We start from the raw sequence: 25599 nt of genomic DNA, 5'->3' as shown, positions 1-25599 counted from the left end.
GGAGGATCGGCAGGCACGAAGCCGCCGTTGGGGCGGCGGTATAAGCCTTTGTTTAAAAAATACTTCCAAAATCGACGAGATGTTCATCCGCTATGGATCAAAGGACCGACGATCAGCCTGGCCAACCTTCGAGAAGCGGCGTCAGTTCATCGAAATGATCTATGACCGCGTCTGCTTCCAATTGTTCGACGGGGCCGTCGAGGAAGCCGAAGCTGACCGCTACGCTTGGTATACCCGCGTTGCGAGCGCCCGCGATGTCGTTGATCGTGTCGCCCAGGAATATCGTGCGGCCGCCGCCAGCGCGCGCGATCATCTCGTGGATCGGCGCTGGGTCCGGCTTTGCTACGCCAAGCGTGTCGCCGCCGATGACGCTGACGAAACGTTCGGAAAGGCCGATCTGATGGAGCAGGGGAATGGTGAATCGTTCAGCCTTGTTCGTGCAGATCGCGAGTTTCACGCCTGCCCTGTCCAATGCCTCCATGGCGCCCATGAGGCCGGGATAGGGAACCGAATGGATGGCGAGATTCTGCTCATAATAATCGAGCAATGTCGGCAGCATCCGAGCCAGCAGGGCGTCATCATAGCCGCCCGATGCGGTTAGCGCCCGTTCCAGCATGACTTTCGCGCCCTTGCCCACGAACGGGCGGATGGCATCGACGGGAAAAGGCGGGCGGCCATCCGTCGCGATCGCATAATTGACTGCCGCAGCGAGGTCGCCGCTCGTGTCGAGCAAGGTGCCGTCGAGGTCGAAACCCACTATATCGAAGGGAATGCTGGTCATGCGCGGCTCATGCGGCCTCTCCGGTGGCAAAGGCAAGGCAAACGTGGCAGAGAGCGATCAGATTCATAACCTTCCTGCCAAAGAGGACGCGTTCCGCCGTGACCGCCACCCGCCCACTCGCCGTCATCATCCTTGCCGCCGGGCAGGGCACGCGCATGAAGTCAGCCAAGCACAAGGTGCTTCATCCGGTCGCGGGGCGGCCAATGTTGCTGCACCTGCTGGCCAGTGTCGCGGAGCTTCAGCCCGAGCGGCAGGTCGTCGTGGTCGGCGCGGGCCGCGAGCAAGTGGAAGCCGCTGTCGCCGGAACAGGTGCGGTGATCGCCGTGCAGCAGCAGCAGTTGGGAACTGGCCACGCGGTTGCCCAGGCGCATGACGCCCTTGCCGGTTTCGCGGGTGACATATTGATCCTCTATGGGGATGTGCCGCTTGTGCGGGCGGAGACCATGCGGGCGATGCTGGACCGCCTCAACCTGGGTGATGACCTGCGCGCGGTGGTGCTGGGCTTCAGACCGGAGGATGCGGGCGCCTATGGGCGGATCATCACCAGTGGGCAGGGCATCATCGACAAGATGGTCGAATATAAGGATGCCGACGCGGCCGAACGAGCCGTGACGCTGTGCAACTCCGGACTTATGGCTGTGCGATCGACCGACCTTTTTGTCCTGCTCGACAAGATCGGCAACGACAATGCGGCAGGCGAATATTATCTGCCCGACATCATCATGCTGCCCGGCGCTCAAAGTGCCGTCATCGAAACCGAGGCTTGGGAAGTGGCTGGCGTGAACAGCCGTGCGGAGCAGGCGGTGATCGAGGCTGCCTGGCAGGACCGGCGGCGTAGCGAGGCGATGCGCGATGGCGTGACGCTGGTGGCGCCGGAAACCGTATTCTTCGCGCATGATACTGAACTGGGCCGCGATGTCATGGTCGAGCCCAATGTCGTATTCGGGCCGGGTGTGACGGTGGCTGATGATGTGACCATCCGCGCCTTCTCGCACATTGAGGGCGCAACCATCTCCAAGGGTGCTGAGATCGGCCCCTATGCGCGACTGCGTCCCGGAGCCCAAATTGGCGCAAAGGCGAAGGTCGGCAATTTCGTCGAAATCAAAAAGGCGGAGCTGGGCGAAGGCGCGAAGGTCAATCACCTGTCCTATATTGGCGATGCGACGATCGGGGCAGGCGCCAATGTCGGCGCGGGTACGATCACCTGCAACTATGACGGCTTTTTAAAATATAAGACGGAAGTCGGCGCGGGCGCGTTCATCGGCTCCAACAGCGCGCTGGTCGCTCCGGTCAAGATCGGGGCAGGCGCGATCGTCGGCGCAGGGAGCGTGGTGACTAAGGAGGTGGAGGCGGACGCTCTTTGCCTCGTCCGGCCCGCGCAGGAGGGCAAGCCCGGATGGGCGGCGCGCTTCCGCGCTGGAATGCAGGCGCGCAAAGCGGCCAAGTGAAGTCCCCGTCCGGTTGTGGAGTGTGCCTTTGGGCGCTGCTGATGCTGGGCCTGATCGCGGCGGCCTCTTGCATCTGGCTTATCGCTAATGCGCGGGCCACGCCCGTGGTGCGCCGGATAGACATTGCGCTGCCATTTCCGGAAGGCGCGCCGCGGCGGCCGGTGACGGTCGCACTGATGACCGATACCCATCTGTCGGGACCGGATAACAGCCCCGAAAGAATGGCGCGGATCGTGCGCCAGGTGAACGGCCTGAAGCCCGATCTTATCCTGCTGGGCGGGGACTATATCGGCGATCATAAGGGCGGTGCGGTTTATGATCCGCAAGCGAGTATCGCGTCTTTTTCCGCTCTTCGTGCGCCGATGGGTGTGGTGGCGGTACTCGGCAATCACGACGCGCGGCGTTACGCGAAGATCAGTCGCACCCAATGGCGCGCCCTTTTTCGGCGGATCGGGATCACCCTTCTGACCGATCAGACCGTGCGCCGGGGGCCGCTGGTGATCGGCGGGTTGCGCGACATTTACACCGACCGCCCGGATGTCCCTGCCGTGTTACACAAGATGGAGGATATGGGCGGCGCGCAGATAGTGCTTTCCCACGGGCCAGACGTTTTCCCCTCCCTGCCCGACAGGCCGTTGCTGGCGATGGTCGGGCACACGCATTGTGGTCAGGTGGCGCTGCCCTTTGCTGGGATTGTCTATGTGCCGTCCCGCTTCGGCACCCGCTATGCTTGTGGCGTCTATCGTGACGATGCGAAATCCATGGTCGTATCGGCGGGGATCGGCACCAGTGGGCTGCCGATCAGGCTGCTTTCACCGCCAGATGTCTGGTTGGTTACAATTCGTCCAGAATGACTGTCTACCCTGTCGCTGTTCCGTCGATCATGGCATAGGTGGGCGCGAAACGGGTTGGTCGTTTGTTTGCATAGCTTTGAGGCTCAGGATTCATGTGCGGTATCATCGGGATCATCGGTAAGGACGATGTGGCGGAGCGTTTGGTCGATGGGCTGAGGCGCCTGGAATATCGCGGCTATGACAGCGCGGGTGTCGCGACCGTTTATGAGGGCGCGATCGAACGGCGGCGGGCCGAGGGGAAGCTCGCCAATCTCGTGAAGGAATTGGCGGATAATCCGCTGCCGGGGACGACCGGGATCGCGCATACCCGCTGGGCGACGCATGGGGCGCCGACGACGAGCAACGCGCATCCGCATGCGACCAATGAAGTGGCGCTGGTGCACAATGGGATCATCGAGAATTTCAAGCCACTGCGGGAAGAACTGACCAGCCGTGGACGTCGTTTCGATAGCGAAACGGATACGGAGGTTGTTGCGCATCTGGTGAGCGAGCTGGTGGAGCAGGGCGCTTCGCCGAAGGACGCGGTGGAGCAAGTGCTGCCCCGCCTGCATGGTGCATTTGCGCTGGCTATCTTGTTCCGCAGCCATCCCGGCATGCTGATCGGCGCGCGGCTGGGGTCGCCGCTGGTCGTGGGCTATGGCGAGGGTGAGACCTATCTGGGCTCCGACGCGCTGGCGCTGGCGCCTTTGACCCAGCGCATCGCCTATCTGGAAGAGGGTGACTGGGTCGTCATCACCGCAGAGGGTGCGGAGATTTTTGACAAGGACAACAATCCTGTTGAGCGGCCGATCACTATTTCAGGGGTGACCGGCGAGCTGATCTCCAAGGGTAATCATCGCCACTATATGCTCAAGGAGATTTACGAGCAGCCGGTCGTCGTCGCCCAGACGCTGAAGTCATACCTTCAGCGGATGGAGGACCGGGTGTCGCTGCCTATTCCGGATTTTGACCTGGGGGCGATCCGCCGCGTCACCATCGTCGCGTGCGGCACCAGCTATTATGCCGGAATGGTCGCCAAATATTGGGTCGAGCAATTTGCCCGCGTCCCCGTCGATATCGATGTGGCAAGCGAGTTCCGCTACCGCGCGCCGGTGATGGAGGATGGCGGGTTGATGATCGTCATCAGCCAGTCGGGCGAAACCGCTGATACGCTGGCCGCGTTGCGCCATGCCCGTAGCGAGGGGCAGAAAATCGCGGCGGTCGTCAATGTGCCCACCAGCACGATGGCGCGTGAGGCGGACCTGCTGCTACCCACCCATGCCGGGCCGGAAATTGGCGTCGCGTCGACCAAGGCCTTTACCTGCCAGCTGGCGGTGCTGGCGGCGTTCGCGGCGAACCTGGCGCGGGCCAAGGGGCGGCTGGATGCCAAGGCGGAGAAGGAGTTGGTCCGTCACCTCGCCGAAGCGCCCGCCGCTCTCAACGGCGCGCTGGCTTATGACGAGTCGATCGAAGGCATGGCGCACCTGATCGCTGGCGCGCGGGACGTGCTTTATCTGGGCCGGGGGCCGGACTATCCGCTGGCGCTGGAAGGGGCGCTGAAGCTCAAGGAAATCAGCTATATCCACGCCGAAGGCTATGCCGCCGGCGAGATGAAGCATGGGCCAATCGCGCTGATCGATGACAAGGTGCCGGTGATCGTTCTGGCGCCGAGCGGGCCGCTGTTTGAAAAGACCGTCAGCAACATGCAGGAAGTGCAGGCGCGCGGCGGCAAGGTGGTGCTGATTTCCGACTATGACGGCGTGAAGGCGGCGGGCGAAGGCTGCATCGCTACGATCACCATGCCCAAGGTCCATCCGCTGATCGCACCGATGGTCTATGCGGTGCCGGTGCAGTTGCTGGCCTATCATGTGGCGGTGGTGAAGGGGACCGATGTCGATCAGCCGCGCAATCTGGCCAAATCCGTCACCGTCGAGTGAAGGGAAAGCGGTCGCGGATGTGGTGGTTGAAAAAGCCGCCCTTCGAGGTCGCTTTGGTCATCTCCGCAGCCAGATTTTCCGGCACATCGAAATAGCTGTAACGCTTTCCGCTGACGAACTGGACGTCCAGCCGGTGTTCGGCCGTGTCATAGTGGAAATGGCGGATGGCTGTTGATGGCACGGCTTATGTAATGATCAATGGCTGAAGATGTTTCCATGTTCGAGAGGGGTGGGTTCGATCCCGGTGCAGCCGGCCTTCCTCTGTCATCCCAGCGAGAAGCTGGGATCTCGTGAGGCTAGGTCGAGCGCTATCGACCGAGATGCCAGCGTGCGCTGGCATGACGAAATGAGGAGGGCAGGCTTTCGATCATTTGTTGCCGCTCCGTGGTCAATTTCCCGTTCCAACGAGCCTACGTTCCGTTAAGGGATAACCCATGTCGATGGATTGGAAACCTCTGGGCGTAAGACCCCAAGGCGTAGAATGGCCTTTGGGCGATTCAAAGAATGGCCGCATTTTTCCTCTTGGGCGCAGAATCGGCGAAGTTCACTTCCACGCCCCTCTTATTCCAAGCCAATTCATGGCTTTGACGTTTATGAGATCGATGTTCACGGCCGAACTGCCAGCTTCGCCGCAGGGGACGCGTCTCCGGGGGCATAAGATTTCTACATTCCAGATAATTTCCAAGCCGTGCGCCAGTTTATTCGTATCCCACTGACTGGCAAACATATCGCTGCCGTCCATAGCCGGTTGGCTGCCGTTGCAGGCGCCATCATACTCGGTCTGGCGGCTATTGTTTTTGCTCGGATGGGTGAGGTTTCTCAGAATATTTTTCTGCAAGTGGTGACGATCTCGCGCTATGCGCCTCTCATCGTCACGCCCTTGGTCTTCGCCGCAGTCGCCTATGCCACGCTGCGCTTCTTTCCTGCTGCTCGCGGGTCTGGCATCCCGCAGGTGATGGCCGCCAGTCATAGCCCAGACCTGCATGCAGGGGGGGACTTGTTGTCGCTGAAGACGGCTGGAGCCAAGTTATGCGGCACGATCAGCATGCTACTCGTCGGTGGATCGGCAGGACGCGAAGGTCCAACCGTACAAATCAGTGCGGCACTCATGGTCGCGGTTCATCGCTGGCTTCGGGTGCCCGTCTCGAGCGGCATCATTATCGCGGGGGGAGCGGCAGGCGTGGCGGCAGCTTTCAACACCCCGCTTGCCGGGGTTGCGTTTGCGATCGAGGAGCTGGCATCTGCGTTTGAGCAGAAAGTGGCCCTTATGGTGATGGCCGCAGTGATGATCTCGGGATTAGTGAGCCTCGGTCTGGCGGGAGACTATGTGTATTTCGGGGCGATGAACGGAAATCTGCCGCTCCTAGCTATGCTTCTCATTGCACCGACGGCGGGAGCGCTTGGAGGCTTTTTCGGCGGTATTTTCTCCCGCATTCTTATCGCGGCTACATGGCCGCGCCACCCAGTGCTGATCCGTATTCGGTCTCGCCCCGTCATGTTCGCGTCGGGATGTGGGTTAGTCGTCGCCATCACGGGCTACGTCACGAATGGCCTTACATGGGGCACCGGCTATGAAACCACCAAACTTCTTCTCGTTGGCCACAGTTCGACCATGAGCTTTGGCCCGGCGAAGTTTATCTCCACCCTTGCTACAGCGCTTAGTAGTGCTCCTGGCGGCATATTTGCCCCGTCGCTGTCGGTCGGAGCTGGTCTTGGTCAGTTGATTTCTTCCGTCTTCCCCAACAGCCCTTCAGGCGCCGTGGTACTGCTTGGTATGGTTGGATATTTTACGGGTGTTGTTCGGGCGCCGATGACTGCTGTGATCATCATGATGGAGATGACGGCCGACCGGACTATGATTTTACCCTTGTTCGCGACGGCGTTAATCGCGGATGCCGTCAGCACCATGATTTGTCGCCAAAAACTTTATCACGCTTTGTCGGGGCAGTTCCGCTCCACTTCACACGAGGCGAAGCGGGCTTAGATAATGTCCATATTCCCTAGGCGCCTTCCGCAAGCAAACCGTCCGCAAAACTATCCCTTCAAGACATTCCCTTGCGTGAGGTAGGGAGCGAAAAGGTAGCCAAACTTCGCTTCTCTCACCCACCACCAGGCGCATTATGGCCGCCAGCGGGGACCGGGCCGCCGCTGGGTGCGTGGGCATGATCCGGGCTGCTGTCCCAATCGATATGATAAAGGTCGAACCGGCGATCGCGCAGGTTGCGCACCGTGCCTTCTGCTCGCGCCCAGCTGAGGTCGGCGAGGTTGACGTCGGCCATGGTCAGCGTTTCGACATTCTCGGTGGACTCCGCTGCGATGCCGTCCCGGGCAAAGGGTAGGTCGCAGGGGGTCAGGATGGCGCTTTGCGCATATTGGATGTCCATATTGTCGACGTTGGGCAGATTGCCGACATTGCCGGACATGACGACATAGCATTGGTTTTCGATCGCCCGCGCCTGCGCGCAGTAGCGCACGCGCATATAGCCGAGGCGCGAGTCGGTGCAGAAGGGAACGAAGATGATGCGCGCGCCCTGATCCACCAAGCGGCGGGCGAGTTCGGGAAATTCGCTGTCATAGCAGATGAGGACGCCGATCGGGCCGCAATCGGTCTGGATCACGTCCAGCGAATCGCCACCCTTGATGTTCCACCAGAAGGCTTCGTTGGGGGTCGGGTGGATCTTTTCCTGCGTGTGGACCGATCCGTCTCGCAGGGCGACATAGGCGATGTTCTGGATGTCGCCATCGTCGGCGCGGGTTGGATGGGAGCCGCCTATGATGTTGATATTATATTCCAGCGCCATGCGCGTCAGTTCCTTCGTCAGACGCGGTGTGTAGCCGGTGAGCTTGTCGATCGCTTCCAGTGGAGACAGTTTCCTGGTTTCGAAGGAGAGCAGGGGGAGGGTGAACAGTTCCGGGAAGACGATGAAGTCGGAACGATAATCTGCTGCAACATCAACGAAATATTCGATGTTGCGAATAAATTCATCGAAGTCGGCGACGGCGCGGGCCTGAAGCTGGCAGGTGGCGAGGCGAACGCTCTCGACGCCGCGCGGCACCCGCATTTCCGGCGCTTCGTCGGGATCGACATAAGGGTTTCGCCACACCAGATGCGCGGCGTGGCCGTCGGATTGCTTGTCTTCGGGCAGATAGTTTTCGAGGACGCCGAGCGGTTCGAACTGGTTCTTGAGCTGGAAGCTGATGACCTGGTCGCGCAGCCTGCCCTGGACCACCTTATCCAGATAGTCGGCAGGGCCATCGACCCGGCGTTTCGCGCGAGCATAGCCCGGCATGCGGCCAGCTATGACGATGCCGTGCAGGTCCAGCTCTTCGGCCAGTTCCTTGCGCTCGTCATAGAGCCGCTGGCCGATGCGCAGCCCGCGCAGCTTTGGATCGACCGCCATTTCATAGCCGTAGAGCCATTCACCAGCCGCGCTGTGCCGAGTGCCGAAGCCGTTGGCGGTGATTTCTTCCCAATCATGGAAGGAAAAGGCCATAGACCGGCTGACGCGCATGGTCGCGCAATAGCCGACGATCTTATTGTCATAGAGGGCGACGAAGCAGCCGTTCGGGAAATTGTTGATCTGGCCGCGCAGGGTGGCGAGCGAATAGTTGGCCATGCCGGGATAGACGCGTGCGATCAGCCTTTGGATGCCGCGAACGTCGGCAGGCACCGCGGTGCGGACCTCCAGCCGTTTGCGTGTTGCTGTCGTCATCGCCGATCTCCCGCCAAGGAAAAGGCGGCGCCGTTGGACGGCACCGCCTTATTCCGTTTCCGTACTGAATGCCTAAAAGGCTGGATCAGTTCCACTGGCCCATGGCGGTTTCGAGGTTCGCGCGGATCGCCTCGAAGAACTGCTCGGTGGTCATCCATGCCTGATCCGGACCGATCAGCAAGGCAAGATCCTTGGTCATCGCGCCGCTTTCCACGGTTTCGATGCAGACCCGTTCCAGCGTTTCGGCGAACTTCGTGACTTCCGGGGTGTCGTCGAACTTGCCGCGATAGGCCAGGCCCTGCGTCCAGGCGAAGATCGACGCGATCGGGTTGGTCGATGTCTGCTTGCCCTGCTGGTGTTGGCGATAGTGGCGGGTGACGGTGCCGTGCGCGGCTTCCGCTTCGACGGTCTTGCCATCGGGCGACAGCAGGACGGAGGTCATGAGGCCCAGCGAGCCGAAGCCCTGCGCGACGGTGTCGGACTGGACGTCGCCGTCATAGTTCTTGCAGGCCCAGACGAACTTGCCGCTCCACTTCAGGGCGGAGGCAACCATGTCGTCAATCAGGCGATGCTCATAGACGATGCCCTTCGCGTTGAACTGATCGGCGAATTCCTTGTCGAACACTTCCTGGAACAGGTCCTTGAAGCGGCCGTCATAGGCCTTGAGGATGGTGTTCTTGGTCGACAGATACAGCGGCCATCCGCGATCGAGCGCATAATTCATGCTGGCGCGAGCGAAGTCGCGGATCGAATCGTCGAGATTGTACATGCCCATGGCGACGCCCGGGCTGGGGAAGTTGAAGACGTCCTTCTCGATCTTCTCGCCGTTCGCGCCGTCCCATACCATGCGCAGCTTGCCGGGGCCGGGGACCAGGAAGTCGGTGGCGCGATACTGGTCGCCGAATGCGTGACGGCCGATGACGATGGGGTCGGTCCAGCCGGGAACCAGGCGGGGCACGTTCTTGATGACGATCGGTTCGCGGAACACGACGCCGCCCAGGATGTTGCGGATCGTGCCATTGGGCGACTTCCACATTTCCTTGAGGCCGAATTCCTCGACGCGCGCTTCGTCCGGGGTGATGGTGGCGCACTTCACGCCGACCCCATATTGCTTGACCGCATTGGCGCAATCGACGGTGATCTGGTCGTTGGTTTCGTCGCGCTTTTCGACGCTCAGGTCATAATATTTGAGGTCGATGTCGAGATAGGGGAGAATGAGGCGCTCACGGATCCACTGCCAGATGATCCGCGTCATTTCGTCGCCGTCGATCTCCACGACCGGGTTTTTGACCTTGATCTTCGCCATGCGCCTCTTCGCCTTCTTCGTTTGGATGCAATTGCGACACGCCCTAGGGAAAGCGGCGGCAATGTTCAACTGCGCATTGGCGGTCGCTGGACGTCAGGCTTGCCGTGCGTTCAGTGCAGGATCGGCCGTTGTCACTGCAAGTGACTGTCCCTAAAGACAGGTGCCATGGAAAATGACGAAATCACCGTCGCCTTGGGCGGCAATGTGAAGTGGCGCTTCCCTTCGGTGCATCCGGAGGGGATGAAATTCGGCCTGATTGCTGCGGCGATTACGGCAGTACTGTTCCTGGTGGGCTGGACGATACCCGGCTGGCTGATGGTGATGGTGACGATCTGGGTGTTCGCTTTCTTCCGCGATCCGGTGCGCGCGGTCCCGCAGGATGAGCGGGCGATTGTGGCGCCCGCCGATGGCCTGGTGACGCTGATCCAGCGCGTGCCGCCGCCGCGCGAGATAGCGGGCGCGGATGGCCTTGGCGATCAGCCGATGATCCGCGTATCGATCTTCATGAGTGTGTTCGACGTTCACATCAACCGCACGCCGATCGGCGGGACGGTGAAGTCGGTCGTCTATATTTCGGGCAAGTTCCTGAACGCCGACCTCGACAAGGCGAGCGAGGATAATGAACGGCAGCACATACTGGTGGAGCGCCATGACGGCTTGCGCGTCGGCTTCACCCAGATCGCGGGCCTGGTAGCGCGGCGGATCGTGCCGTTCGTGAAACCGGGCGATATGATCGCGGCGGGACAGCGGATCGGGCTCATCCGCTTTGGTAGCCGCGTGGACGTATACCTGCCCGCTGGAACGGCACCGCGCGTGGTGCTGGGGCAAAGGACCGTTGCAGGGGAGACGATCCTCGGCCAGATTGGCGACATGCGGGTCATTTCGGGTATCCAGCAATGAGGCAGCGGCGCGCTATCCCGCGTGGGCTTCGCCGGGGCATCACGCTGCGGATGGTCGCGCCCAATGCCGTCACCGCAATGGCGCTATGCTTTGGCCTGACGGGCGTGCGTTACGGCATTTCCGGGGAGTGGGAGAGGGCAGTCCTGTCCATCCTGATCGCGGGCGTGCTGGACGGGCTCGATGGTCGCATCGCTCGGCTGCTGCGTGGGGAAAGCCGATTCGGCGCGGAGCTGGATTCGCTTTCCGACTCCATCGCCTTTGGTGTTGCGCCAGCGCTGATCCTGTACCTTTGGTCGCTGCATGCCATGCCGAAGTTCGGCTGGATATTCGCGCTGGCACATGCGCTCTCGTGCGCGCTGCGGCTTGCGCGTTTCAACGCCAATATTGACGCGGACATACAGCCGCATAAATCGGCCGGGTTCCTGACGGGCGTGCCAGCGCCTGCGGGAGCGGGTTTGGCATTCGTACCGCTTTATCTGTGGCTGGTGACAGGGCAGGAAATTTTCCGGGCCTGGTATGTGGTTGCGCCCTGGACGGCCTTCATCGCCTTCCTGATGATTTCCAGCATTGCGACCTACACCTGGTCGGCGCTGCGGCTCCGCAAAAGGATCAGGCTTGAGGCGATCGCCGTCGCTGGCTTGCTCGCCGCGTTGCTGATCACCGATCCCTGGCTGACGCTGTTATTCCTGTGCGCCATATATCTCGTGACGATTCCGTTCGGGATGATGTCCTACGCTAAAGTCCGACGGCAACAAACGACCGCCACCGGGACGTGACGAACCGGATCAGGCGGCGAAAGCGTGAGGCCGTGTTGCAGTGGGAGCAAGCGGACGGCTTGGCGCGGCACGGCGGCGGCTGATTCGCAGGCGATACACTGGCGGCTCCTGAGGGATGGGCTCAAACAACAGGGCGGCTACCATCTTTTCATGATAGAGCGCGAACATCCCGATTATCACGCTGGCGGCGAGCAGAAAGGCCGCGAAGAAAACCGTAGCTGCAACAATGGTGAACATAAGACCGCTCACTCTTCCTGTGCTGAGAACCATAGGTCCTGATTGAAGTCCAAACCGGCCGAATGTCCGATTTGTTCCCATGTTCTCTATATGTTCCCCCTTGCAGGCGTCGTCAAGCCCTTGCATCGCGCGTGGTGCCGCGCTAAGGGCCGCGCCATTCCACATGGGAATCGACATATCCGGTGCTGCGGCGTGACGCTCAGTTCCTGATTCCCAGAGGTCAAACCGGAAGGAGAACTATTATGGCGGCACCTGTCGTCACCATGCACCAATTGATCGAGGCTGGCGCCCATTTCGGCCACCAGACCCACCGCTGGAACCCGCGCATGAAGCCGTACATTTTCGGCGAGCGCAACGGCATCCACATCCTTGACCTGTCGCAGACCGTGCCGCTGTTCGGCCGCGCGCTCGACTTCGTGTCGGCGACCGTCGCCGCCGGTGGCAAGGTGCTGTTCGTCGGCACCAAGCGCCAGGCGCAGGACCCGATCGCTGAAGCCGCCCGCAAGTCGGGTCAGCATTTCGTCAACCATCGTTGGCTGGGCGGCATGCTCACCAACTGGAAGACCATTTCGGGCTCGATCAAGCGTCTGAAGACCCTTGAAGAGAAGCTGTCGGGCGACACCCACGGCTTCACCAAGAAGGAAGTCCTTCAGATGACCCGCGAGCGCGAGAAGCTCGAACTGTCGCTGGGCGGCATCCGCGACATGAACGGCATCCCCGATGTCATGTTCGTGATCGACGCCAACAAGGAAGAGCTGGCGATCAAGGAAGCCAACACGCTGGGTATCCCGGTCGTCGCGATCCTCGATTCGAACGTTTCGCCCGACGGCATCGCTTTCCCGGTTCCGGCGAATGACGACGCCAGCCGCGCGATCCGCCTCTATTGCGACGCCATCGCTGCCGCAGCCACCAAGGGCAACCGTGGTGCGCAGCAGGCTTCGGGCGTTGACCTCGGTGCTCTGGACGAGCCCGAAGTTGAAGAGGTCGCCGCTCAGGCCTGATCCCGCGGTCGTCGAACTGCAAGATTAAGAGGCTAGGGCGCGCTCCACCGGAACGCGCCCTAGTGCTTATTCGAACCCCGTTTATTTGAACCCAATCGAAATTTAGGAGCCGAAACATGGCCGAGATTACCGCTGCTGCCGTCAAGGAACTGCGCGACCGTTCGGGCGCGGGCATGATGGACTGCAAAAAGGCGCTCGCTGAAGCCAATGGCGACATGGAAGCCGCCGTTGACTGGCTGCGCGCAAAGGGGCTCGCCGCCGCGCAGAAGAAGTCGAGCCGCACCGCTGCTGAAGGCCTGGTCGGCGTTGCCGTTGCTGGCACCAAGGGCGTTGCCGTTGAAGTGAACAGCGAAACCGACTTCGTAGCGAAGAACGACCAGTTCCAGGACTTCGTCCGCACCGTGGCTCAGGTTGCCCTGAACAGCGGCGCGACCGATGCAGAGGCGCTGTCGTCGCAAGCGCACCCGGCTGGTGGCACGATTTCGGAGAAGCTGGTGTCGAACATCGCCACCATTGGTGAGAACCAGACCCTGCGCCGCATCGGTCAGCTGGAAGTGAGCCAAGGCGTTGTTGTTCCCTACGTTCACAACGCCGCTGCGCCGGGTCTCGGCAAGATCGGCGTGCTGGTCGCGCTGGAAGGCGATGCGCCTGCTGACGTGCTGGAACCGCTGGGCAAGCAGATCGCGATGCACATCGCTGCCGCCTTCCCGCTGGCGCTGTCGGCCGATGACATCGATCCTGCAATCATCGAGCGCGAAGCTGCGATCGCGCGTGAAAAGAACGCCGACAAGATTGCTGGAAAGTCCGAAGAGATCGCTGCCAAGATCATCAATGGACCGGTCGAAAAGTTCCGCAAGGAAAACGCTCTTCTGACGCAGGCCTTTGTGATGGATGGCAAAACTCCGGTACAGGACGTCATCGCGGCGGCGGCGAAGGACGCTGGCAAGTCGATCACGCTGAAGAACTATGTCCGCTTCCAGCTCGGCGAAGGCATCGAGAAGGAAACGAGCGACTTCGCCGCTGAAGTCGCCGCGGCTGCGGGCGTTTGATCCGGGCCTGATCCGACAGAATGGTCGCTTAGGGCGGCATGCGGGGAGCAACGCTTCTCGACAAGCTGCCCAAGCACGCTAAGGACTTCACAGAATGGCGCGCGCTGCCTAAGGTGCGCGCCATTCCTTTGTCTGCTCCAATTGATGGAATTTTACCCCGCATGACTCGTCCGCCGTTCAAGCGCATCTTGCTGAAACTCTCGGGCGAAGTGCTGATGGGGCAGGGGCAATTCGGCATCGAGCCGGAAACCGTGAACCGTGTCGCGTCCGAAATCGCTGCGGCGAAGGATGCGGGCTTCGAAATCTGCGTCGTTGTCGGCGGCGGCAACATCTTTCGTGGCCTGGCGGGAGCCGCCAAGGGCTTCGACCGCACGAGCGCCGATTATATGGGCATGCTCGCCACCGTCATGAATGCTTTGGCGGTGCAGAATGCGCTGGAAAAGATCGGCTATGACACGCGCGTTCAATCGGCCATTCCGATGGCGACCGTGTGCGAGCCCTATATTCGGCGCAAAGCGGTGCGGCACATGGAAAAGGGCCGGATCGTCATCTTCGCGGCGGGCACCGGCAGTCCTTTCTTCACCACCGATACCACTGCGGCACTGCGCGCGGCCGAGATGAACTGCGACGCACTGTTCAAGGGCACCAGCGTGGACGGCATTTATAATGCCGACCCCAAGAAGGTAGCCGACGCTGCGCGTTATGATGAGATCAGCTTCGACAAGGTGCTGAACGATAATCTGAAGGTCATGGACGCGAGCGCCATTGCTCTCTGCCGCGAAAACAATATCCCCATCGTCGTCTTCAACATCCGCGAAACCGGCAATCTGACAAAGGTGCTGGCCGGGGACGGAGTTGCAACGATCGTGCAAAATCAGGAGCGCTGAAAGACCATGGCTCAATATGACAAGGCCGACCTCGAACGCCGCATGCACGGCGCCGTCGAATCGCTGAAAGGTGATCTGGCGGGTCTGCGCACCGGCCGGGCCAATATCCAGTTGCTGGATCCGGTTACGGTTGAGGTATATGGCGCACATATGCCGCTCAACCAGGTGGCGACCGTTTCCGCTCCCGAACCTCGCATGTTGTCGGTGCAGGTGTGGGACAAGAGCAATGTCGGCCCCTGTGACAAGGCGATCCGCTCGGCGGGCCTTGGCCTTAATCCGATCATGGACGGCCAGACGCTGCGCCTGCCGATCCCCGACCTGACCGAGGAACGGCGCAAGGAATTGGCCAAGCTCGCCAGCAAATATGCCGAGGGCGCCCGCGTCGCCGTCCGCAACGTTCGCCGCGATGGCATGGACCATCTGAAGGCCGACGAAAAGAAGGGCGAAATTAGCGAGGACGAACGCAAGCGGTTGGAGACAGAGGTGCAGAAGCTGACGGATAGCACCATCTCGGATATCGACGCTGTCACGGCGGCCAAGGAGAAGGAAATTCTCGGCCAGTAAGCCGGGACGCTCCCTCCGTGTTCATCGCTCGCGCGCAACCTTGATGGCCAGCCAAGCCAAATCCGACTTCGCTCATGACGGTGCGTCCGGTCATGGCGCGCGCCATGTCGCCATCATCATGGACGGTAATGGCCGCTGGGCGAAGAAGCGGTTCCTACCGCGCATCGCAGGGCATCGGGCTGGCGTCGAAGCGGTCCGCAGGGTTGCCAGGGCCGCGCGAGACCTTGGGCTGGAATGTTTGACGCTTTACGCCTTCTCCTCGGAGAACTGGAAGCGGCCGGCAAATGAGGTGGCGGACCTTATGGGGCTGCTGCGGCGCTTCATCGAATCGGACCTCGACGAATTTCATGCCAATGGCGTTCGGTTGCGGGTGATCGGCAACTATCAGGCGCTTGATCCGTCTCTCGTCGACTTGATCGAGCATGCAGTGGCGCGAACCGCGTCCAACAATGGACCGATCATCGCGATCGCGCTTAATTATGGCGCGCAGGACGAAATGGTGCGAGCAGTCCAGACTATCGCGCAACGGGTGCGGGCTGGCGAAATCGATCCCGAAGCCGTTCGGTTGGAGGATGTTGAAGCCGGGCTGGATACGGCTGACCTGCCGCCGCTCGACCTGCTGATCCGGACGTCGGGAGAACAGCGGCTGAGCAATTTCATGCTGTGGCAGGCGGCGTATGCCGAGCTATATTTTACCGATATGCTCTGGCCCGATTTCGATGCGAGGGCGCTTGCCGAGGCGCTTGACGCCTTCCGTTTGAGGGACCGCCGCTTCGGCGGGCTTTGACCGATGTCCAGTGAGCTTCGCACCCGCGCGGTCGTTGGACTGCTGCTTATAGCCCTGGCCTCCGCCGCCCTTTACTTCGGTGGTTTTTTCTTCTGGTTGCTGCTCGTTGTCGCTGGCGTACTGATGCAGGGGGAGTGGGCGGACCTTACGGGCGCTTCGCCTGAGCATCGGCGGCTTTCGATGTTTGCGGTGTCGGTGCCGCTGGCGCTGCTTTGTCCGCTGGCGGCGGGCCTGTCTTGGACAGCCTTCACGCTTGCGGTCGCCGCTTTCTTCTTTGTAGTCCTGGTCACGCGATCGGCTCGGCTGTCGCTGGGGATATTCTACGTTTTCGTGCCGGTGATGGCGCTTATCTTCCTGCGTCAGCAGCAGCCGGGCGGGCTTCTGCTCGCCTTCTGGACATTGTCGCTAGTGTGGGCGACCGACATTGGCGCTTATTTCGCGGGGCGTTCGATCGGCGGCCCGAAGCTGGCGCCAAGGATCAGTCCTTCCAAGACCTGGGCGGGGCTGGGCGGTGGCGTGTTGGCGGCGTTGATCCTGGGTTTCGTGCTGCATCGTTTCGCAGGGTTGCCGATCCAGCTTGCCGCTGCGAGCGGGCTGCTGGCGGTGGCGGCGCAGTTGGGCGACCTGCTTGAAAGCGCGATGAAGCGCCATGCGGGTGTCAAGGACAGCGGGAGCCTGTTGCCGGGCCATGGTGGCGTGATGGACCGTTTGGACGGGGTCGTCGCGGCGGCGCCGCTCGCTGCTGTCCTCTATCTTTTGCTGGTGTTCCCATGACGCGCAAGGTTTCCATCTTTGGTGCGACAGGGTCTGTCGGCATGTCGACGCTCGATCTGATCGAGCGCGATCGCGATGCGTTTGAAGTGGTCGCACTGACCGCGCATAGCGACGTTGACGGGTTGGCTACGGTGGCGCGCCGGTGCAACGCCCAAATGGCTGTGATAGGCGACGCCGCGCGCTACGATGCGCTAAAGGCTGAGTTGCAGGGGTCCGGGATCCGGGTCGCAGCGGGCGAAGCCGCGCTGATCGAGGCGGCAGAGGCGGGGGCGGACTGGACCATGGCCGCGATCGTCGGTTGTGCGGGCCTGCGCCCTACCATGGCGGCGCTGAAGGCAGGCGGCACGGTTGCCCTTGCCAACAAGGAATCGCTTGTATCGGCGGGCGCGCTGATGATGGACGCGGCGGAGCATTCGGGTGCTACACTGCTGCCGGTCGATAGCGAACATAATGCTATTTTTCAGTGCCTTGCCGGGAGTCGTTTAAATGATGTGGCAAGGATCATCCTGACGGCGAGTGGCGGCCCATTCCGCACGCGCAGCCGGGAAGAGATGCGTCACATAACGCCAGCGCAAGCCGTGGCGCATCCCAATTGGTCGATGGGCGCGAAGATCAGCGTTGATAGCGCCACGATGATGAACAAGGGCCTGGAATTGATCGAGGCGGCGCATCTGTTCCCCGTGGGGCTGGAGCGCATCGAGATTTTGGTCCATCCTCAATCGATCATCCATTCGATGGTCGAATATCGGGATCGGTCGACCTTGGCGCAGCTGGGATCACCGGATATGCGCATTCCTATCGCCAGCGCGCTTGCCTGGCCCAATCGGATGGAAACGCCTTGTCAGCCTCTTAACCTCGCGCAGGCAGGGCGGCTTGACTTCGAGGCGCCGGACGACGTCCGCTTCCCCGCCCTTCGTTTGGCGCGACAGGCGGCAGAACAGGGAGGGCTGGCACCCGCTATCCTGAATGCCGCCAATGAAGTCGCGGTAGCGGCCTTCCTGAATAAGGCCATCGGCTTCCTTGATATCGCCATGATTGTGGAGGACGTTCTGAACCGCTATAGCGCGCCAGTGCCAAGCGGGATCGACGATGTGCTGGAAGCAGATGCACAGGCGCGACGCATGGCGGGCCAAGTGATGGAAAGATTGACGGCTTGATCCAAAATCCCGGGTTCCTGTTGACGATCCTCGCCTTTGTAGCGGTCATCGGGCCGCTCGTTTTCGTGCATGAACTCGGCCATTATCTGGTCGGCCGCTGGTGTGGCGTGAAGGCGGAAGCCTTTTCGATCGGCTTTGGCCCTGAGATTGCCGCATGGGTGGACCGGCGCGGTACACGCTGGCGCATCGGCGCTTTGCCGCTGGGTGGATATGTCCGCTTCAAGGGTGACATGAACGCCGCCAGCCAGGCAGATCCCGCATGGTTGCAGCTTCCCGCGAGCGAGCGCGCTGAAAGCTTTCCGGCCAAGCCGCTGTGGCAAAGGGCGGCGATTGTCGCGGCAGGCCCATTCATCAATTTCCTGTTCGCCATCCTGATCCTGTCCACATTCGCCTTCGCCTATGGCGAGAGCCGGACCCCGGCGGTCGTGGGGAAGGTGCAGCCACGCAGCGCAGCGGCGGCGGCGGGTATCCAGCCCGGAGATCGCATTCTGTCGCTCAATGGGCGGGAGATGGCGACCTTCGACGACCTTCGGCTTTATGCGCAAATCCGTCCCGGTGAACCGGTGACGATCCTGATCGAGCGGGCGGGCAAGGCGGTCGAGAAGCGGGGCAGCGTCGGCGCCGTTCAGGAGCGTGACGGCTTCGGCAACAGTTTCAAGGTCGGGCGGCTGGGCATCGCTCCTGGACAGCCGGTGATAGAGCCGGTGGAGCTTTGGCGCGCGCCTGTCGTCGCTCTCAAGCAGACGGGGCAGATCATTCGTACGATGGTCGAGACGCTGGGGCAGATATTGGGCGGTGGCCGGTCGTATAAGGAACTGGGCGGACCACTCAAGATCGCGGAGGTTTCGGGTCAGGCCGCGACTTTGGGGGTTGAAAGCTTCGTATTCTTCATGGCCCTTATCTCGATTAACTTGGGGTTCATCAACCTATTGCCAATTCCCATGCTGGATGGCGGACATCTGCTGTTTTACGGGGTGGAGGCAATACAGCGCAGGCCGGTCAGTCCGCGTGTACAGGATTGGGCGTATCGTTCGGGTCTGGCGGTACTCCTGGCCATGATGATGCTGGTGACTTTCAACGATTTATCTTCTTTCGGGCTCTGGGAACGCCTGTCCGGCTTGATCGGCTAAGCCGTATCGGGCAGGGAGGCGCGATTTAGCGCCGTGTTTCCCGGCGTGAACGAACATATGCTTTTTTGTAAAAGGGTAGAGCGGGTGACAGCGATGATGAGCAGCAAGAGACAGCGCCCGGTTGTCGCGGCCCTTCTGGCAACGACGATGATCGGCGGCTTGTCCGCGGTTCCCGTGCTGGCACAGGACGCGCCGCAGCCCGCCGCGCCTGCGCCTGTCCCCGCCGTCGCACCGGCTGCGGGAACCATCCGTAGCATCAGCGTCGTGGGGCAACAGCGTCTAGAACCCGATACGGTGCTGTCCTACACCAAGCTGCGCATTGGCCAGCCCTTTACGCAGGAGTCGCTCGATCAGGCGCTGCGCGACCTGTATGAAACCGAGCTGTTCGCCGACGTCCAGATCCGCAACGACAATGGTGCGCTGACGCTGGAAGTGAAGGAAAATCCGGTCATCAACCGCATCGTGCTGGAAGGCAACAAGCGGCTGAAGGAAGACAAGATCCGGCCGGAGATCAAGCTCGCGCCTCGCCAGATCTACACCCGGTCAAAGGTTCGCGCCGACGTCGCCCGCATCATCGAACTTTATCGTCGTCAGGGCCGCTTTGCCGCCACTGTCGAACCCAAAATGGTGCAGCTCGACCAGAACCGCGTCGATATCGTATTTGAAATCTCGGAAGGCCCCAAGTCGAAGGTCCGCCAGATCAACGTGATCGGCAATGAGAAGTTCAGCGACGGCGAACTGCGCAGCCAGATGGTGACGAAACAGTCGCGCTGGTTCCGCGTCTTCTCCTCCGGCACCAGCTATGATCCGGATCGCCTGGCCTACGACCAGCAGAAGCTGCGCCAATTCTATCTGACCGAAGGCTATGCCGATTTTCGCGTTATTTCGGCGGTCGCGGAACTGACCCCCGACAAGCAGGACTTCATCATCACTTATGTGGTTGAGGAAGGAAAGCGCTACAAATTCGGCGACGTGAAGGTCGAATCCGACATTCGCGACCTGTCGAGCGCGTCACTCACCAAGACGCTGCCGATGAAGAAGGGCGATTGGTACAACGCCAAGCAGGTCGAGGATACTGTCGACACGCTGAGCGAGACGGCGGGCCTGTTCGGCTATGCCTTCGCGGACGTTCAGCCGGACTTCAATCGCGACAAGGACAGCCTGACGATGGGGATTAATTTCCGCATCGCCAATGCGCCGCGCGTCTATGTCGAGCGGGTGGATATTAACGGCAACACGCTGACCCAAGACAAGGTGGTCCGCCGCGAATTCCGTCTGGCGGAGGGCGACGCGTTCAACAGCTTCCTCGTCAAGCGTTCGAAAGACCGCATCAACTCGCTCGGCTTTTTCCAGGAGAAGCTCGACATCGAGCAGAAGCCTGGCTCCGCGCCCGACCGCATCGTGCTGGAAACCAACGTCCAGGAAAAATCGACGGGTGAGCTGTCGCTGTCGGCGGGCTTCTCCTCGCTTGAGCGCTTCATCATCTCGGCATCGATTACGCAGCGTAATTTCCGTGGCAAGGGCCAGGAATTGCGCACCAGCGTCAATTATTCCAGCTATTCCAAGTCGGTCGAAGTGGGCTTCACCGAGCCCTATTTCATGGACAAGAATATCGCGCTGGGTGGCGATATTTATCGTCGCGACCTGAACAGCTTCCGATACACGGGTAACGGAAACGATCGCGATACGACATATAAGCAGACGACCACGGGCTTCCAAATTCGCGCGGGTGTGCCGATCACCGAATATATGTCGCTGGCGCTGCGCTACAGCTTGAACCTCGATGACGTTAGCCTGGACAAGGATACTTATTACAGAAACGGTGTTTGTAGCGCCATCCTCGCTGGTCGCTATCTGTGTGATGCCATCGGCAAACGGACCACGTCTTCGCTCGGCTATTCGCTGATTTACGACAACCGTGATAACCGCATTCGGCCTACGCGGGGCCAAAATGTCGTTCTGAACCAGGATTTCGCCGGGCTGGGCGGTAGCGTTAAATATGTTCGCACGCGACTGAATGCTTCGAAATATTGGCCGTTAGGTGGAGGCTTCATTTTCTCAATATCGGGCGAGGGAGGCTATATCCACTCGCTGGAGGGTGAGCGTCGCGATGCCACGGGAGACTTGGTCGATAAGGTTCGCCTGACGGATCGTTTCTTTTTGGGTAACCCCCAAATTCGTGGCTTTGACATCCGCGGGATTGGGCCGCGTGTCGTTCGTCGCTATTACACCACCACAACCGACGCGACGACTGGTGTGATCACCAGCGTATTATCGACAGACAACAACAACCGGCGTGACGACGCACTAGGGGGCAAGATTTATTATCTTGCTCGGGCAGAGGTTGAAATTCCACTGGGTTCTGGCGCACGAGAGATGGGCCTTCGTCCATCTGTGTTTGTAGATGCGGGTGCAGTCGGCGGACTACGCGATCCTGTTCCAACTTCGTTCGCTGGTTATTGTTCGACACCGAGTGGAGGCTCTACGCCTCCCGAAGCTGGCGGCACCCCACAAGCGCCGACTTGTCCCACGGGAACGACGCACGTCAGCGGCACGGGCTTTACAGAAGAATATCTAGGCGACACGCTCAAGCCGCGTGTTTCCGTGGGCTTTGGCGTCAACTGGAACTCGCCGTTCGGGCCGTTCCGCATCGACATCGCCAAGGCCCTGCTCAAGGAACCAGGGGACGACACTCAGCTCATCAGCTTTAACGTAGGGACTCAATTCTAATGAATAAGATGCTCAAGGCCGCGGCGCTTGCTCTTGCGCCCATGACTGCCATCGCGCTGACCAGCGTGCCTGCCGCAGCCCAGTCGAAGATCGGGATTGCCGTTGCGGACCTGCAGCGGGCGGTCGCCACCAGCTCGGCCTACACCACGGCTCGCTCACAGATTCAGACGACCTACAAGGCGCAGATCGACAGCTTCACCGCTCGCAAGAATGCGATCGACGCTGATCTGAAGGCCAAGGGCACCGCACTTGAAGCGGCGATGAAGGCTGCGGGCAACAAGCCCACGCCCGCGATCCAGACCCAGTATGAAGCCTATCAGAAGGCTGGGCAGAGCGGTCAGGCCGAACTGCAGCGCCTGGGCCAGCCAATCGCGCTCGCCAACGCCTATGTCGAAGAGCAGATTTCGGCCAAGCTGTCGGACGCGCTCAAGTCGGCAATGACGAAGGCGAAGGTCGACCTGATCCTGGCACCGGACGCCACCGTGTCCTACCAGCCGACCGTTGATATCACGCAACAGGTCGTGACCGAACTCAACGCACTGGTGCCGAGCGTCGGCATCGTGCCGCCCGCTGGTTGGCAACCCGGCGGCGCTCGTGGTCAGGCGCCGACACCTGCCGCAGCGGCTCCCGCCAACCCGTCGCAGCAGCCGACCTCGCGCTGATCGCAGCGATGACGGGGGAAGTTGAAGCGGCCACCGCCGCCATGGGTGCCATCGATATTCGTGGCATCATGGCGGCGCTGCCGCACCGCTATCCGATGCTGCTCGTCGACCGTGTGGCCTCTCTCGTCGTGCGAGAGAGGATCCACGCGGTCAAAGCCGTGTCGATCAACGAATCGTTCTTCCAGGGGCATTTCCCTGGCCGACCAATCATGCCGGGCGTGTTGATCATCGAGGCGATGGCGCAGGCTGCGGGCGTGCTGACGGTTGAAACGCTCGATCTGCGAGGGTCGGGCAAGCTCGTTTATTTCATGAGCATCGACGGGGCGAAGTTCCGCAATCCGGTCGAACCGGGTTGCCTGCTGGACCTACATGTCGAATTGCTTCAGATTCGTGGCCGCGTCTGCAAGTTCGTGGGCAAGGCAACGGTGGATGGCAAGCTGTGCGCCGAAGCGAACTTTGTCGCGATGATCGCTGATCCGCCGGAGGACTGAAAGGGCCGGGAGGGGTTGCGTTCGCGCGTGATCCCATGTAACCGCGCGCCTTCGCAAGAATTCGCATCCATGGCCGGTCGGAAACCGGCCCATTGACGGAGCAGACCCATGAAGGCCGATACGCACCCCGATTACCACCTGATCACCGTCCAGATGACCGACGGCACCACCTTCCAGACCCGCTCGACCTGGGGCAAGGAAGGCGACACGCTGGCGCTCGACATTGACCCCAAGTCTCACCCGGCCTGGACGGGCGGCAACCGTCAGCTGGACACCGGCGGCCAGGTGGCGCGCTTCAACAAGCGCTTTGGCGGCTTGACGCTGAAGAAATAATCGCTTCCTTCATGGAAGGAATGGGAAGGGCGCCTCATGGGCGCCCTTTTTATTGTGTGCGGCGGTGTTCCAAGACGGCCCCCTCGAGCGGAGCGAGCTTTTGAGCTCGCCCTAAAAGAAGCTACCTTGCGCCAGCCCACCCCCGGCCCCTCCCGCTTGCGGGAGGGGAGCAGTCAGTCTCAGCCTGCCGTCCGGTCGTCGTCGAGGAACACGGCCACATCATCCAGCGCCACATCCTTTGACAGGAATGTCTTCCCGATCCCTCGCGCCAGCAGGAAGGGGAGGGTGCCTGCCGCCATCTTCTTGTCGTGCAGCATATGAGCAACCAAAGCGGCGCCGTCGGCTTTCACATGGGCGCTGGCAAGATCATGCGGCAGGCCAACGGACTTCAGATGTGCCGTCACCCGATCCGCATCCTCCACCGGACACAGGCCCAGCCGTGCGGAATAGCGGAAAGCGAGCGCCATGCCCGCCGCCACGCCTTCGCCATGCAGCAGCAGATCGGAAAAGCCCGTATCGGCCTCCAGCGCATGCCCGAAAGTATGGCCAAGGTTCAGCAGCGCGCGGCGGCCGGATGTCTCCCGTTCGTCGTCCGCGACGATAGCGGCCTTTGCCCGAACGCTTCGCTCGATCGCGAATTCGCGTGCGTCGCGGTCGCCCGCCAGTAGTTTCTGCCCTTCGGCTTCACACCATGCGAAGAAATCCGGATCGTCGATCAGGCCATATTTCACAACCTCGGCATAGCCCGCGCGGGTCTCGCGCGCGGGCAGGCTGTCGAGCGTCGATGGGTCGATAAGGACAAGGCTGGGTTGATAGAAGCTGCCGATCAGGTTCTTGCCCGCGCTCGCGTTGATCGCGGTCTTGCCGCCCACGGAGCTATCCACCTGGGCGAGCAGCGTCGTTGGCACCTGGATGAAGCGGCAGCCGCGCTTCAGGATCGATGCGGCGAAGCCGACGAGATCACCGATCACCCCGCCGCCAAGCGCTACGACATGATCGCCACGTTCCACTTCCAGGACCAGCAATTGATCGAGCAATTGCTCAAGGTGCCGCCAGCTTTTCGTCTGCTCGCCTGCGGGCAGGATGATAGGTTCGACGGCGATATCGGCGCCGCGCAGGCTGGCTTCGAGCCGGGGCAGCTGCGTCTTTGCGACATTGGCGTCCGTCACGACGATGAGTCGGCCGCTGCGGGCGTAGGGCGCCAGATGATCAGCCGCCCGGTCCAGCGCGCCTTGTTCGATCACGATATCATAACTGCGCGCATCCAGCGCGACGCGAACTATTGCCATGCGGCCAGTTTCTCCAGGATGCGCTCGACCGCCACTTCGTGCGGGGCGGCGATGCTCTTCACATGAATGGGCGCGAGGGCGTAGACAGGATTGCGCACCGCCGCGAGTTCGGTCAGCACGACGCGAGGATCCTTGCCCTTCAGGAGAGGACGTCCTTCCCGCCGTGACACCCGATCGACCAAAGTGTCGATATCGGCGTCGAGCCATATCGCAGTCCCCTGATCGAGGATAAGCGCGCGTGTATCCTCCTGCATGAACGCGCCGCCGCCTGTTGCGATCACCTTTGGCTCGTCGTCCAGCAGCCGGGCGATCACCCGCCGTTCGCCATCGCGAAAATATCCTTCGCCATAACGTTCGAACATTTCCGAAATCGTCATGCCAGCGGCCTTTTCGATCTCTTCGTCCGCGTCCACGAAGGCAAGACCAAGCCGCGCCGCCAACCGGCGTCCCACCGTCGATTTGCCCACGCCCATCATCCCGATGAGGACGATGGAACCGCGCTTTGACTGCGGAGGCACGGATTTGCTGTTTCGCTGCATTGCGGAGGGGGCTATACATCCCCCCGTCGCAGAGGCAAATCGCAACTTTCCTCAACTTCACGGCTTGGCCGCACAAGGATTCATGAGAAGCAATCGTTCCTTCAGCACCTTCGAGAGCGGTTCGCGTCGTCGCGGCACGCGCTTGCCTATCATTCCCATCGTCCTGATCGTCCTGGTGATCGGTCTGGTCGCGCTGCTGTGGTCGCGCGGCGGAGAACGGCCGCAGCAGCGAGTGGAAAAGGCCATTCCCGCCGAAAAGCTGGGCAAATAAAGGC

At 61.2% G+C, this 25599-nt stretch carries 26 protein-coding genes; 19 read left to right on the top strand and 7 right to left on the bottom strand.

The window, feature by feature from the left end; all coding sequences use genetic code 11:
- Positions 1–112: 112 nt before the first annotated feature.
- On the bottom strand, positions 113–781 hold the full coding sequence (locus IZV00_RS07460; protein ID WP_196224081.1) for an HAD family hydrolase: 669 nt from the start codon (positions 779–781) through the stop codon (positions 113–115).
- Between the two features lie 155 nt (positions 782–936).
- On the opposite strand from IZV00_RS07460, the gene glmU reads away from it, so the two are divergent.
- The 3 genes from glmU to glmS all read left to right on the top strand — a co-directional run bounded on the left by glmU (position 937) and on the right by glmS (position 4999).
- A complete protein-coding gene (gene glmU / locus IZV00_RS07455) occupies positions 937–2229 on the top strand; it encodes a bifunctional UDP-N-acetylglucosamine diphosphorylase/glucosamine-1-phosphate N-acetyltransferase GlmU (protein ID WP_443020075.1) in 1293 nt (430 codons plus the stop codon).
- 41 nt (positions 2230–2270) lie between these two features.
- Positions 2271–3083: a metallophosphoesterase gene (locus IZV00_RS07450; protein WP_230463351.1), complete on the top strand. Its 813-nt coding sequence runs from the start codon at positions 2271–2273 to the stop codon at positions 3081–3083.
- 92 nt (positions 3084–3175) lie between these two features.
- A complete protein-coding gene (gene glmS, locus IZV00_RS07445; protein ID WP_196224078.1) occupies positions 3176–4999 on the top strand; it encodes a glutamine--fructose-6-phosphate transaminase (isomerizing) in 1824 nt (607 codons plus the stop codon).
- Here glmS and IZV00_RS07440 read toward each other — a convergent pair.
- A complete protein-coding gene (locus IZV00_RS07440; protein ID WP_196224077.1) occupies positions 4986–5180 on the bottom strand; it encodes a KTSC domain-containing protein in 195 nt (64 codons plus the stop codon). The two genes, glmS and IZV00_RS07440, sit on opposite strands and share 14 nt — an antisense overlap.
- Before the next feature lie 507 nt (positions 5181–5687).
- On the opposite strand from IZV00_RS07440, the gene IZV00_RS07435 reads away from it, so the two are divergent.
- Positions 5688–6983 carry a chloride channel protein gene (locus tag IZV00_RS07435; RefSeq protein ID WP_230463132.1) on the top strand — a complete coding sequence of 432 codons (1296 nt, stop codon included), beginning with the start codon at positions 5688–5690 and terminating at the stop codon, positions 6981–6983.
- A 115-nt stretch (positions 6984–7098) separates the two neighbouring features.
- Here IZV00_RS07435 and IZV00_RS07430 read toward each other — a convergent pair whose 3' ends face one another.
- Both IZV00_RS07430 and IZV00_RS07425 read right to left on the bottom strand, forming a co-directional pair.
- Complete coding sequence (locus tag IZV00_RS07430; RefSeq protein WP_196224076.1) at positions 7099–8712, bottom strand: carbon-nitrogen hydrolase family protein; 1614 nt, start codon at positions 8710–8712, stop codon at positions 7099–7101.
- A gap of 85 nt (positions 8713–8797) precedes the next feature.
- Positions 8798–10018: an NADP-dependent isocitrate dehydrogenase gene (locus IZV00_RS07425; protein ID WP_196224075.1), complete on the bottom strand. Its 1221-nt coding sequence runs from the start codon at positions 10016–10018 to the stop codon at positions 8798–8800.
- Positions 10019–10183: 165 nt separating this feature from the next.
- On the opposite strand from IZV00_RS07425, the gene IZV00_RS07420 reads away from it, so the two are divergent.
- Together IZV00_RS07420 and IZV00_RS07415 are read left to right on the top strand one after the other, a co-directional pair.
- Positions 10184–10918, top strand: coding sequence for a phosphatidylserine decarboxylase (locus IZV00_RS07420; RefSeq protein WP_196224074.1), 735 nt, complete (start codon positions 10184–10186; stop codon positions 10916–10918).
- The gene (locus tag IZV00_RS07415; protein ID WP_196224073.1) at positions 10915–11694 is read left to right on the top strand and encodes a CDP-alcohol phosphatidyltransferase family protein; all 780 of its coding nucleotides are present in this window, start codon (positions 10915–10917) and stop codon (positions 11692–11694) included. Before IZV00_RS07420 ends, IZV00_RS07415 begins: the two co-directional genes overlap by 4 nt.
- Before the next feature lie 9 nt (positions 11695–11703).
- On the opposite strand, the gene IZV00_RS07410 is transcribed toward IZV00_RS07415, so the two are convergent.
- On the bottom strand, positions 11704–11931 hold the full coding sequence (locus IZV00_RS07410; protein WP_196226556.1) for a hypothetical protein: 228 nt from the start codon (positions 11929–11931) through the stop codon (positions 11704–11706).
- Positions 11932–12173: 242 nt separating this feature from the next.
- Between IZV00_RS07410 and rpsB the strand changes: the two genes are divergently transcribed.
- From rpsB to rpmE, 12 genes are all read left to right on the top strand, one after another.
- Positions 12174–12932 carry a 30S ribosomal protein S2 gene (gene rpsB, locus IZV00_RS07405; RefSeq protein ID WP_196224072.1) on the top strand — a complete coding sequence of 253 codons (759 nt, stop codon included), beginning with the start codon at positions 12174–12176 and terminating at the stop codon, positions 12930–12932.
- A 116-nt stretch (positions 12933–13048) separates the two neighbouring features.
- A complete protein-coding gene (tsf, locus tag IZV00_RS07400) occupies positions 13049–13981 on the top strand; it encodes a translation elongation factor Ts (RefSeq protein ID WP_196224071.1) in 933 nt (310 codons plus the stop codon).
- A 161-nt stretch (positions 13982–14142) separates the two neighbouring features.
- Entirely contained in the window at positions 14143–14868 is a 726-nt protein-coding gene (pyrH, locus tag IZV00_RS07395; RefSeq protein WP_196224070.1) for a UMP kinase, read from the top strand.
- 6 nt (positions 14869–14874) lie between these two features.
- Positions 14875–15432, top strand: a complete 558-nt coding sequence (gene frr, locus IZV00_RS07390) for a ribosome recycling factor (RefSeq protein WP_196224069.1) — start codon at positions 14875–14877, stop codon at positions 15430–15432.
- 43 nt (positions 15433–15475) lie between these two features.
- Positions 15476–16219 (top strand): isoprenyl transferase, encoded by a 744-nt coding sequence (locus tag IZV00_RS07385; protein WP_196224068.1) that lies wholly within the window; start codon positions 15476–15478, stop codon positions 16217–16219.
- A 3-nt stretch (positions 16220–16222) separates the two neighbouring features.
- Positions 16223–16993, top strand: a complete 771-nt coding sequence (locus IZV00_RS07380) for a phosphatidate cytidylyltransferase (RefSeq protein ID WP_196224067.1) — start codon at positions 16223–16225, stop codon at positions 16991–16993.
- Positions 16990–18150, top strand: coding sequence for a 1-deoxy-D-xylulose-5-phosphate reductoisomerase (locus tag IZV00_RS07375; RefSeq protein WP_196224066.1), 1161 nt, complete (start codon positions 16990–16992; stop codon positions 18148–18150). Before IZV00_RS07380 ends, IZV00_RS07375 begins: the two co-directional genes overlap by 4 nt.
- Complete coding sequence (rseP, locus tag IZV00_RS07370) at positions 18147–19280, top strand: RIP metalloprotease RseP (protein ID WP_196224065.1); 1134 nt, start codon at positions 18147–18149, stop codon at positions 19278–19280. The genes IZV00_RS07375 and rseP overlap by 4 nt, the downstream gene beginning before the upstream one ends.
- A gap of 93 nt (positions 19281–19373) precedes the next feature.
- A complete protein-coding gene (gene bamA, locus IZV00_RS07365; RefSeq protein ID WP_196224064.1) occupies positions 19374–22010 on the top strand; it encodes an outer membrane protein assembly factor BamA in 2637 nt (878 codons plus the stop codon).
- Positions 22010–22672 carry an OmpH family outer membrane protein gene (locus IZV00_RS07360; RefSeq protein ID WP_196224063.1) on the top strand — a complete coding sequence of 221 codons (663 nt, stop codon included), beginning with the start codon at positions 22010–22012 and terminating at the stop codon, positions 22670–22672. The genes bamA and IZV00_RS07360 overlap by 1 nt, the downstream gene beginning before the upstream one ends.
- Before the next feature lie 8 nt (positions 22673–22680).
- Positions 22681–23163, top strand: coding sequence for a 3-hydroxyacyl-ACP dehydratase FabZ (gene fabZ, locus IZV00_RS07355; protein WP_196224062.1), 483 nt, complete (start codon positions 22681–22683; stop codon positions 23161–23163).
- Positions 23164–23271: 108 nt separating this feature from the next.
- A complete protein-coding gene (gene rpmE / locus IZV00_RS07350; protein WP_196224061.1) occupies positions 23272–23496 on the top strand; it encodes a 50S ribosomal protein L31 in 225 nt (74 codons plus the stop codon).
- Between the two features lie 179 nt (positions 23497–23675).
- On the opposite strand, the gene aroB is transcribed toward rpmE, so the two are convergent.
- Both aroB and IZV00_RS07340 read right to left on the bottom strand, forming a co-directional pair.
- On the bottom strand, positions 23676–24785 hold the full coding sequence (gene aroB / locus IZV00_RS07345) for a 3-dehydroquinate synthase (protein ID WP_196224060.1): 1110 nt from the start codon (positions 24783–24785) through the stop codon (positions 23676–23678).
- A complete protein-coding gene (locus IZV00_RS07340) occupies positions 24776–25324 on the bottom strand; it encodes a shikimate kinase (RefSeq protein WP_196224059.1) in 549 nt (182 codons plus the stop codon). The genes aroB and IZV00_RS07340 overlap by 10 nt, the downstream gene beginning before the upstream one ends.
- An 82-nt stretch (positions 25325–25406) precedes the next feature.
- Between IZV00_RS07340 and IZV00_RS07335 the strand changes: the two genes are divergently transcribed.
- On the top strand, positions 25407–25595 hold the full coding sequence (locus tag IZV00_RS07335) for a hypothetical protein (protein WP_196224058.1): 189 nt from the start codon (positions 25407–25409) through the stop codon (positions 25593–25595).
- Positions 25596–25599 lie beyond the last annotated feature (4 nt).

Source organism: Sphingobium sp. Cam5-1, from assembly GCF_015693305.1.
In the GTDB taxonomy this organism is placed as follows: Bacteria; Pseudomonadota; Alphaproteobacteria; order Sphingomonadales; family Sphingomonadaceae; genus Sphingobium.
Note: the sequence above shows the minus strand (reverse complement) of the source record. Positions and strands in the feature narration are given on the sequence as shown.

Bases quoted from the DNA above. Each gene is read 5' to 3' on its own strand.
- IZV00_RS07450 (WP_230463351.1), top strand. From the start codon at position 2,271: ATGCTGGGCCTGATCGCGGCGGCCTCTTGCATCTGGCTTATCGCTAAT.
- IZV00_RS07420 (WP_196224074.1), top strand. From the start codon at position 10,184: ATGGAAAATGACGAAATCACCGTCGCCTTGGGCGGCAATGTGAAGTGG.
- IZV00_RS07415 (WP_196224073.1), top strand. From the start codon at position 10,915: ATGAGGCAGCGGCGCGCTATCCCGCGTGGGCTTCGCCGGGGCATCACG.
- IZV00_RS07380 (WP_196224067.1), top strand. From the start codon at position 16,223: ATGTCCAGTGAGCTTCGCACCCGCGCGGTCGTTGGACTGCTGCTTATA.
- bamA (WP_196224064.1), top strand. From the start codon at position 19,374: ATGATGAGCAGCAAGAGACAGCGCCCGGTTGTCGCGGCCCTTCTGGCA.
- fabZ (WP_196224062.1), top strand. From the start codon at position 22,681: ATGACGGGGGAAGTTGAAGCGGCCACCGCCGCCATGGGTGCCATCGAT.
- rpsB (WP_196224072.1), top strand. From the start codon at position 12,174: ATGGCGGCACCTGTCGTCACCATGCACCAATTGATCGAGGCTGGCGCC.
- IZV00_RS07375 (WP_196224066.1), top strand. From the start codon at position 16,990: ATGACGCGCAAGGTTTCCATCTTTGGTGCGACAGGGTCTGTCGGCATG.
- frr (WP_196224069.1), top strand. From the start codon at position 14,875: ATGGCTCAATATGACAAGGCCGACCTCGAACGCCGCATGCACGGCGCC.
- glmS (WP_196224078.1), top strand. From the start codon at position 3,176: ATGTGCGGTATCATCGGGATCATCGGTAAGGACGATGTGGCGGAGCGT.
- IZV00_RS07430 (WP_196224076.1), bottom strand. From the start codon at position 8,712: ATGACGACAGCAACACGCAAACGGCTGGAGGTCCGCACCGCGGTGCCT.
- IZV00_RS07340 (WP_196224059.1), bottom strand. From the start codon at position 25,324: ATGCAGCGAAACAGCAAATCCGTGCCTCCGCAGTCAAAGCGCGGTTCC.
- glmU (WP_443020075.1), top strand. From the start codon at position 937: ATGAAGTCAGCCAAGCACAAGGTGCTTCATCCGGTCGCGGGGCGGCCA.
- IZV00_RS07460 (WP_196224081.1), bottom strand. From the start codon at position 781: ATGACCAGCATTCCCTTCGATATAGTGGGTTTCGACCTCGACGGCACC.
- IZV00_RS07360 (WP_196224063.1), top strand. From the start codon at position 22,010: ATGAATAAGATGCTCAAGGCCGCGGCGCTTGCTCTTGCGCCCATGACT.
- tsf (WP_196224071.1), top strand. From the start codon at position 13,049: ATGGCCGAGATTACCGCTGCTGCCGTCAAGGAACTGCGCGACCGTTCG.
- rpmE (WP_196224061.1), top strand. From the start codon at position 23,272: ATGAAGGCCGATACGCACCCCGATTACCACCTGATCACCGTCCAGATG.
- IZV00_RS07425 (WP_196224075.1), bottom strand. From the start codon at position 10,018: ATGGCGAAGATCAAGGTCAAAAACCCGGTCGTGGAGATCGACGGCGAC.
- pyrH (WP_196224070.1), top strand. From the start codon at position 14,143: ATGACTCGTCCGCCGTTCAAGCGCATCTTGCTGAAACTCTCGGGCGAA.
- IZV00_RS07335 (WP_196224058.1), top strand. From the start codon at position 25,407: ATGAGAAGCAATCGTTCCTTCAGCACCTTCGAGAGCGGTTCGCGTCGT.
- IZV00_RS07410 (WP_196226556.1), bottom strand. From the start codon at position 11,931: ATGTTCACCATTGTTGCAGCTACGGTTTTCTTCGCGGCCTTTCTGCTC.
- IZV00_RS07385 (WP_196224068.1), top strand. From the start codon at position 15,476: ATGGCCAGCCAAGCCAAATCCGACTTCGCTCATGACGGTGCGTCCGGT.
- aroB (WP_196224060.1), bottom strand. From the start codon at position 24,785: ATGGCAATAGTTCGCGTCGCGCTGGATGCGCGCAGTTATGATATCGTG.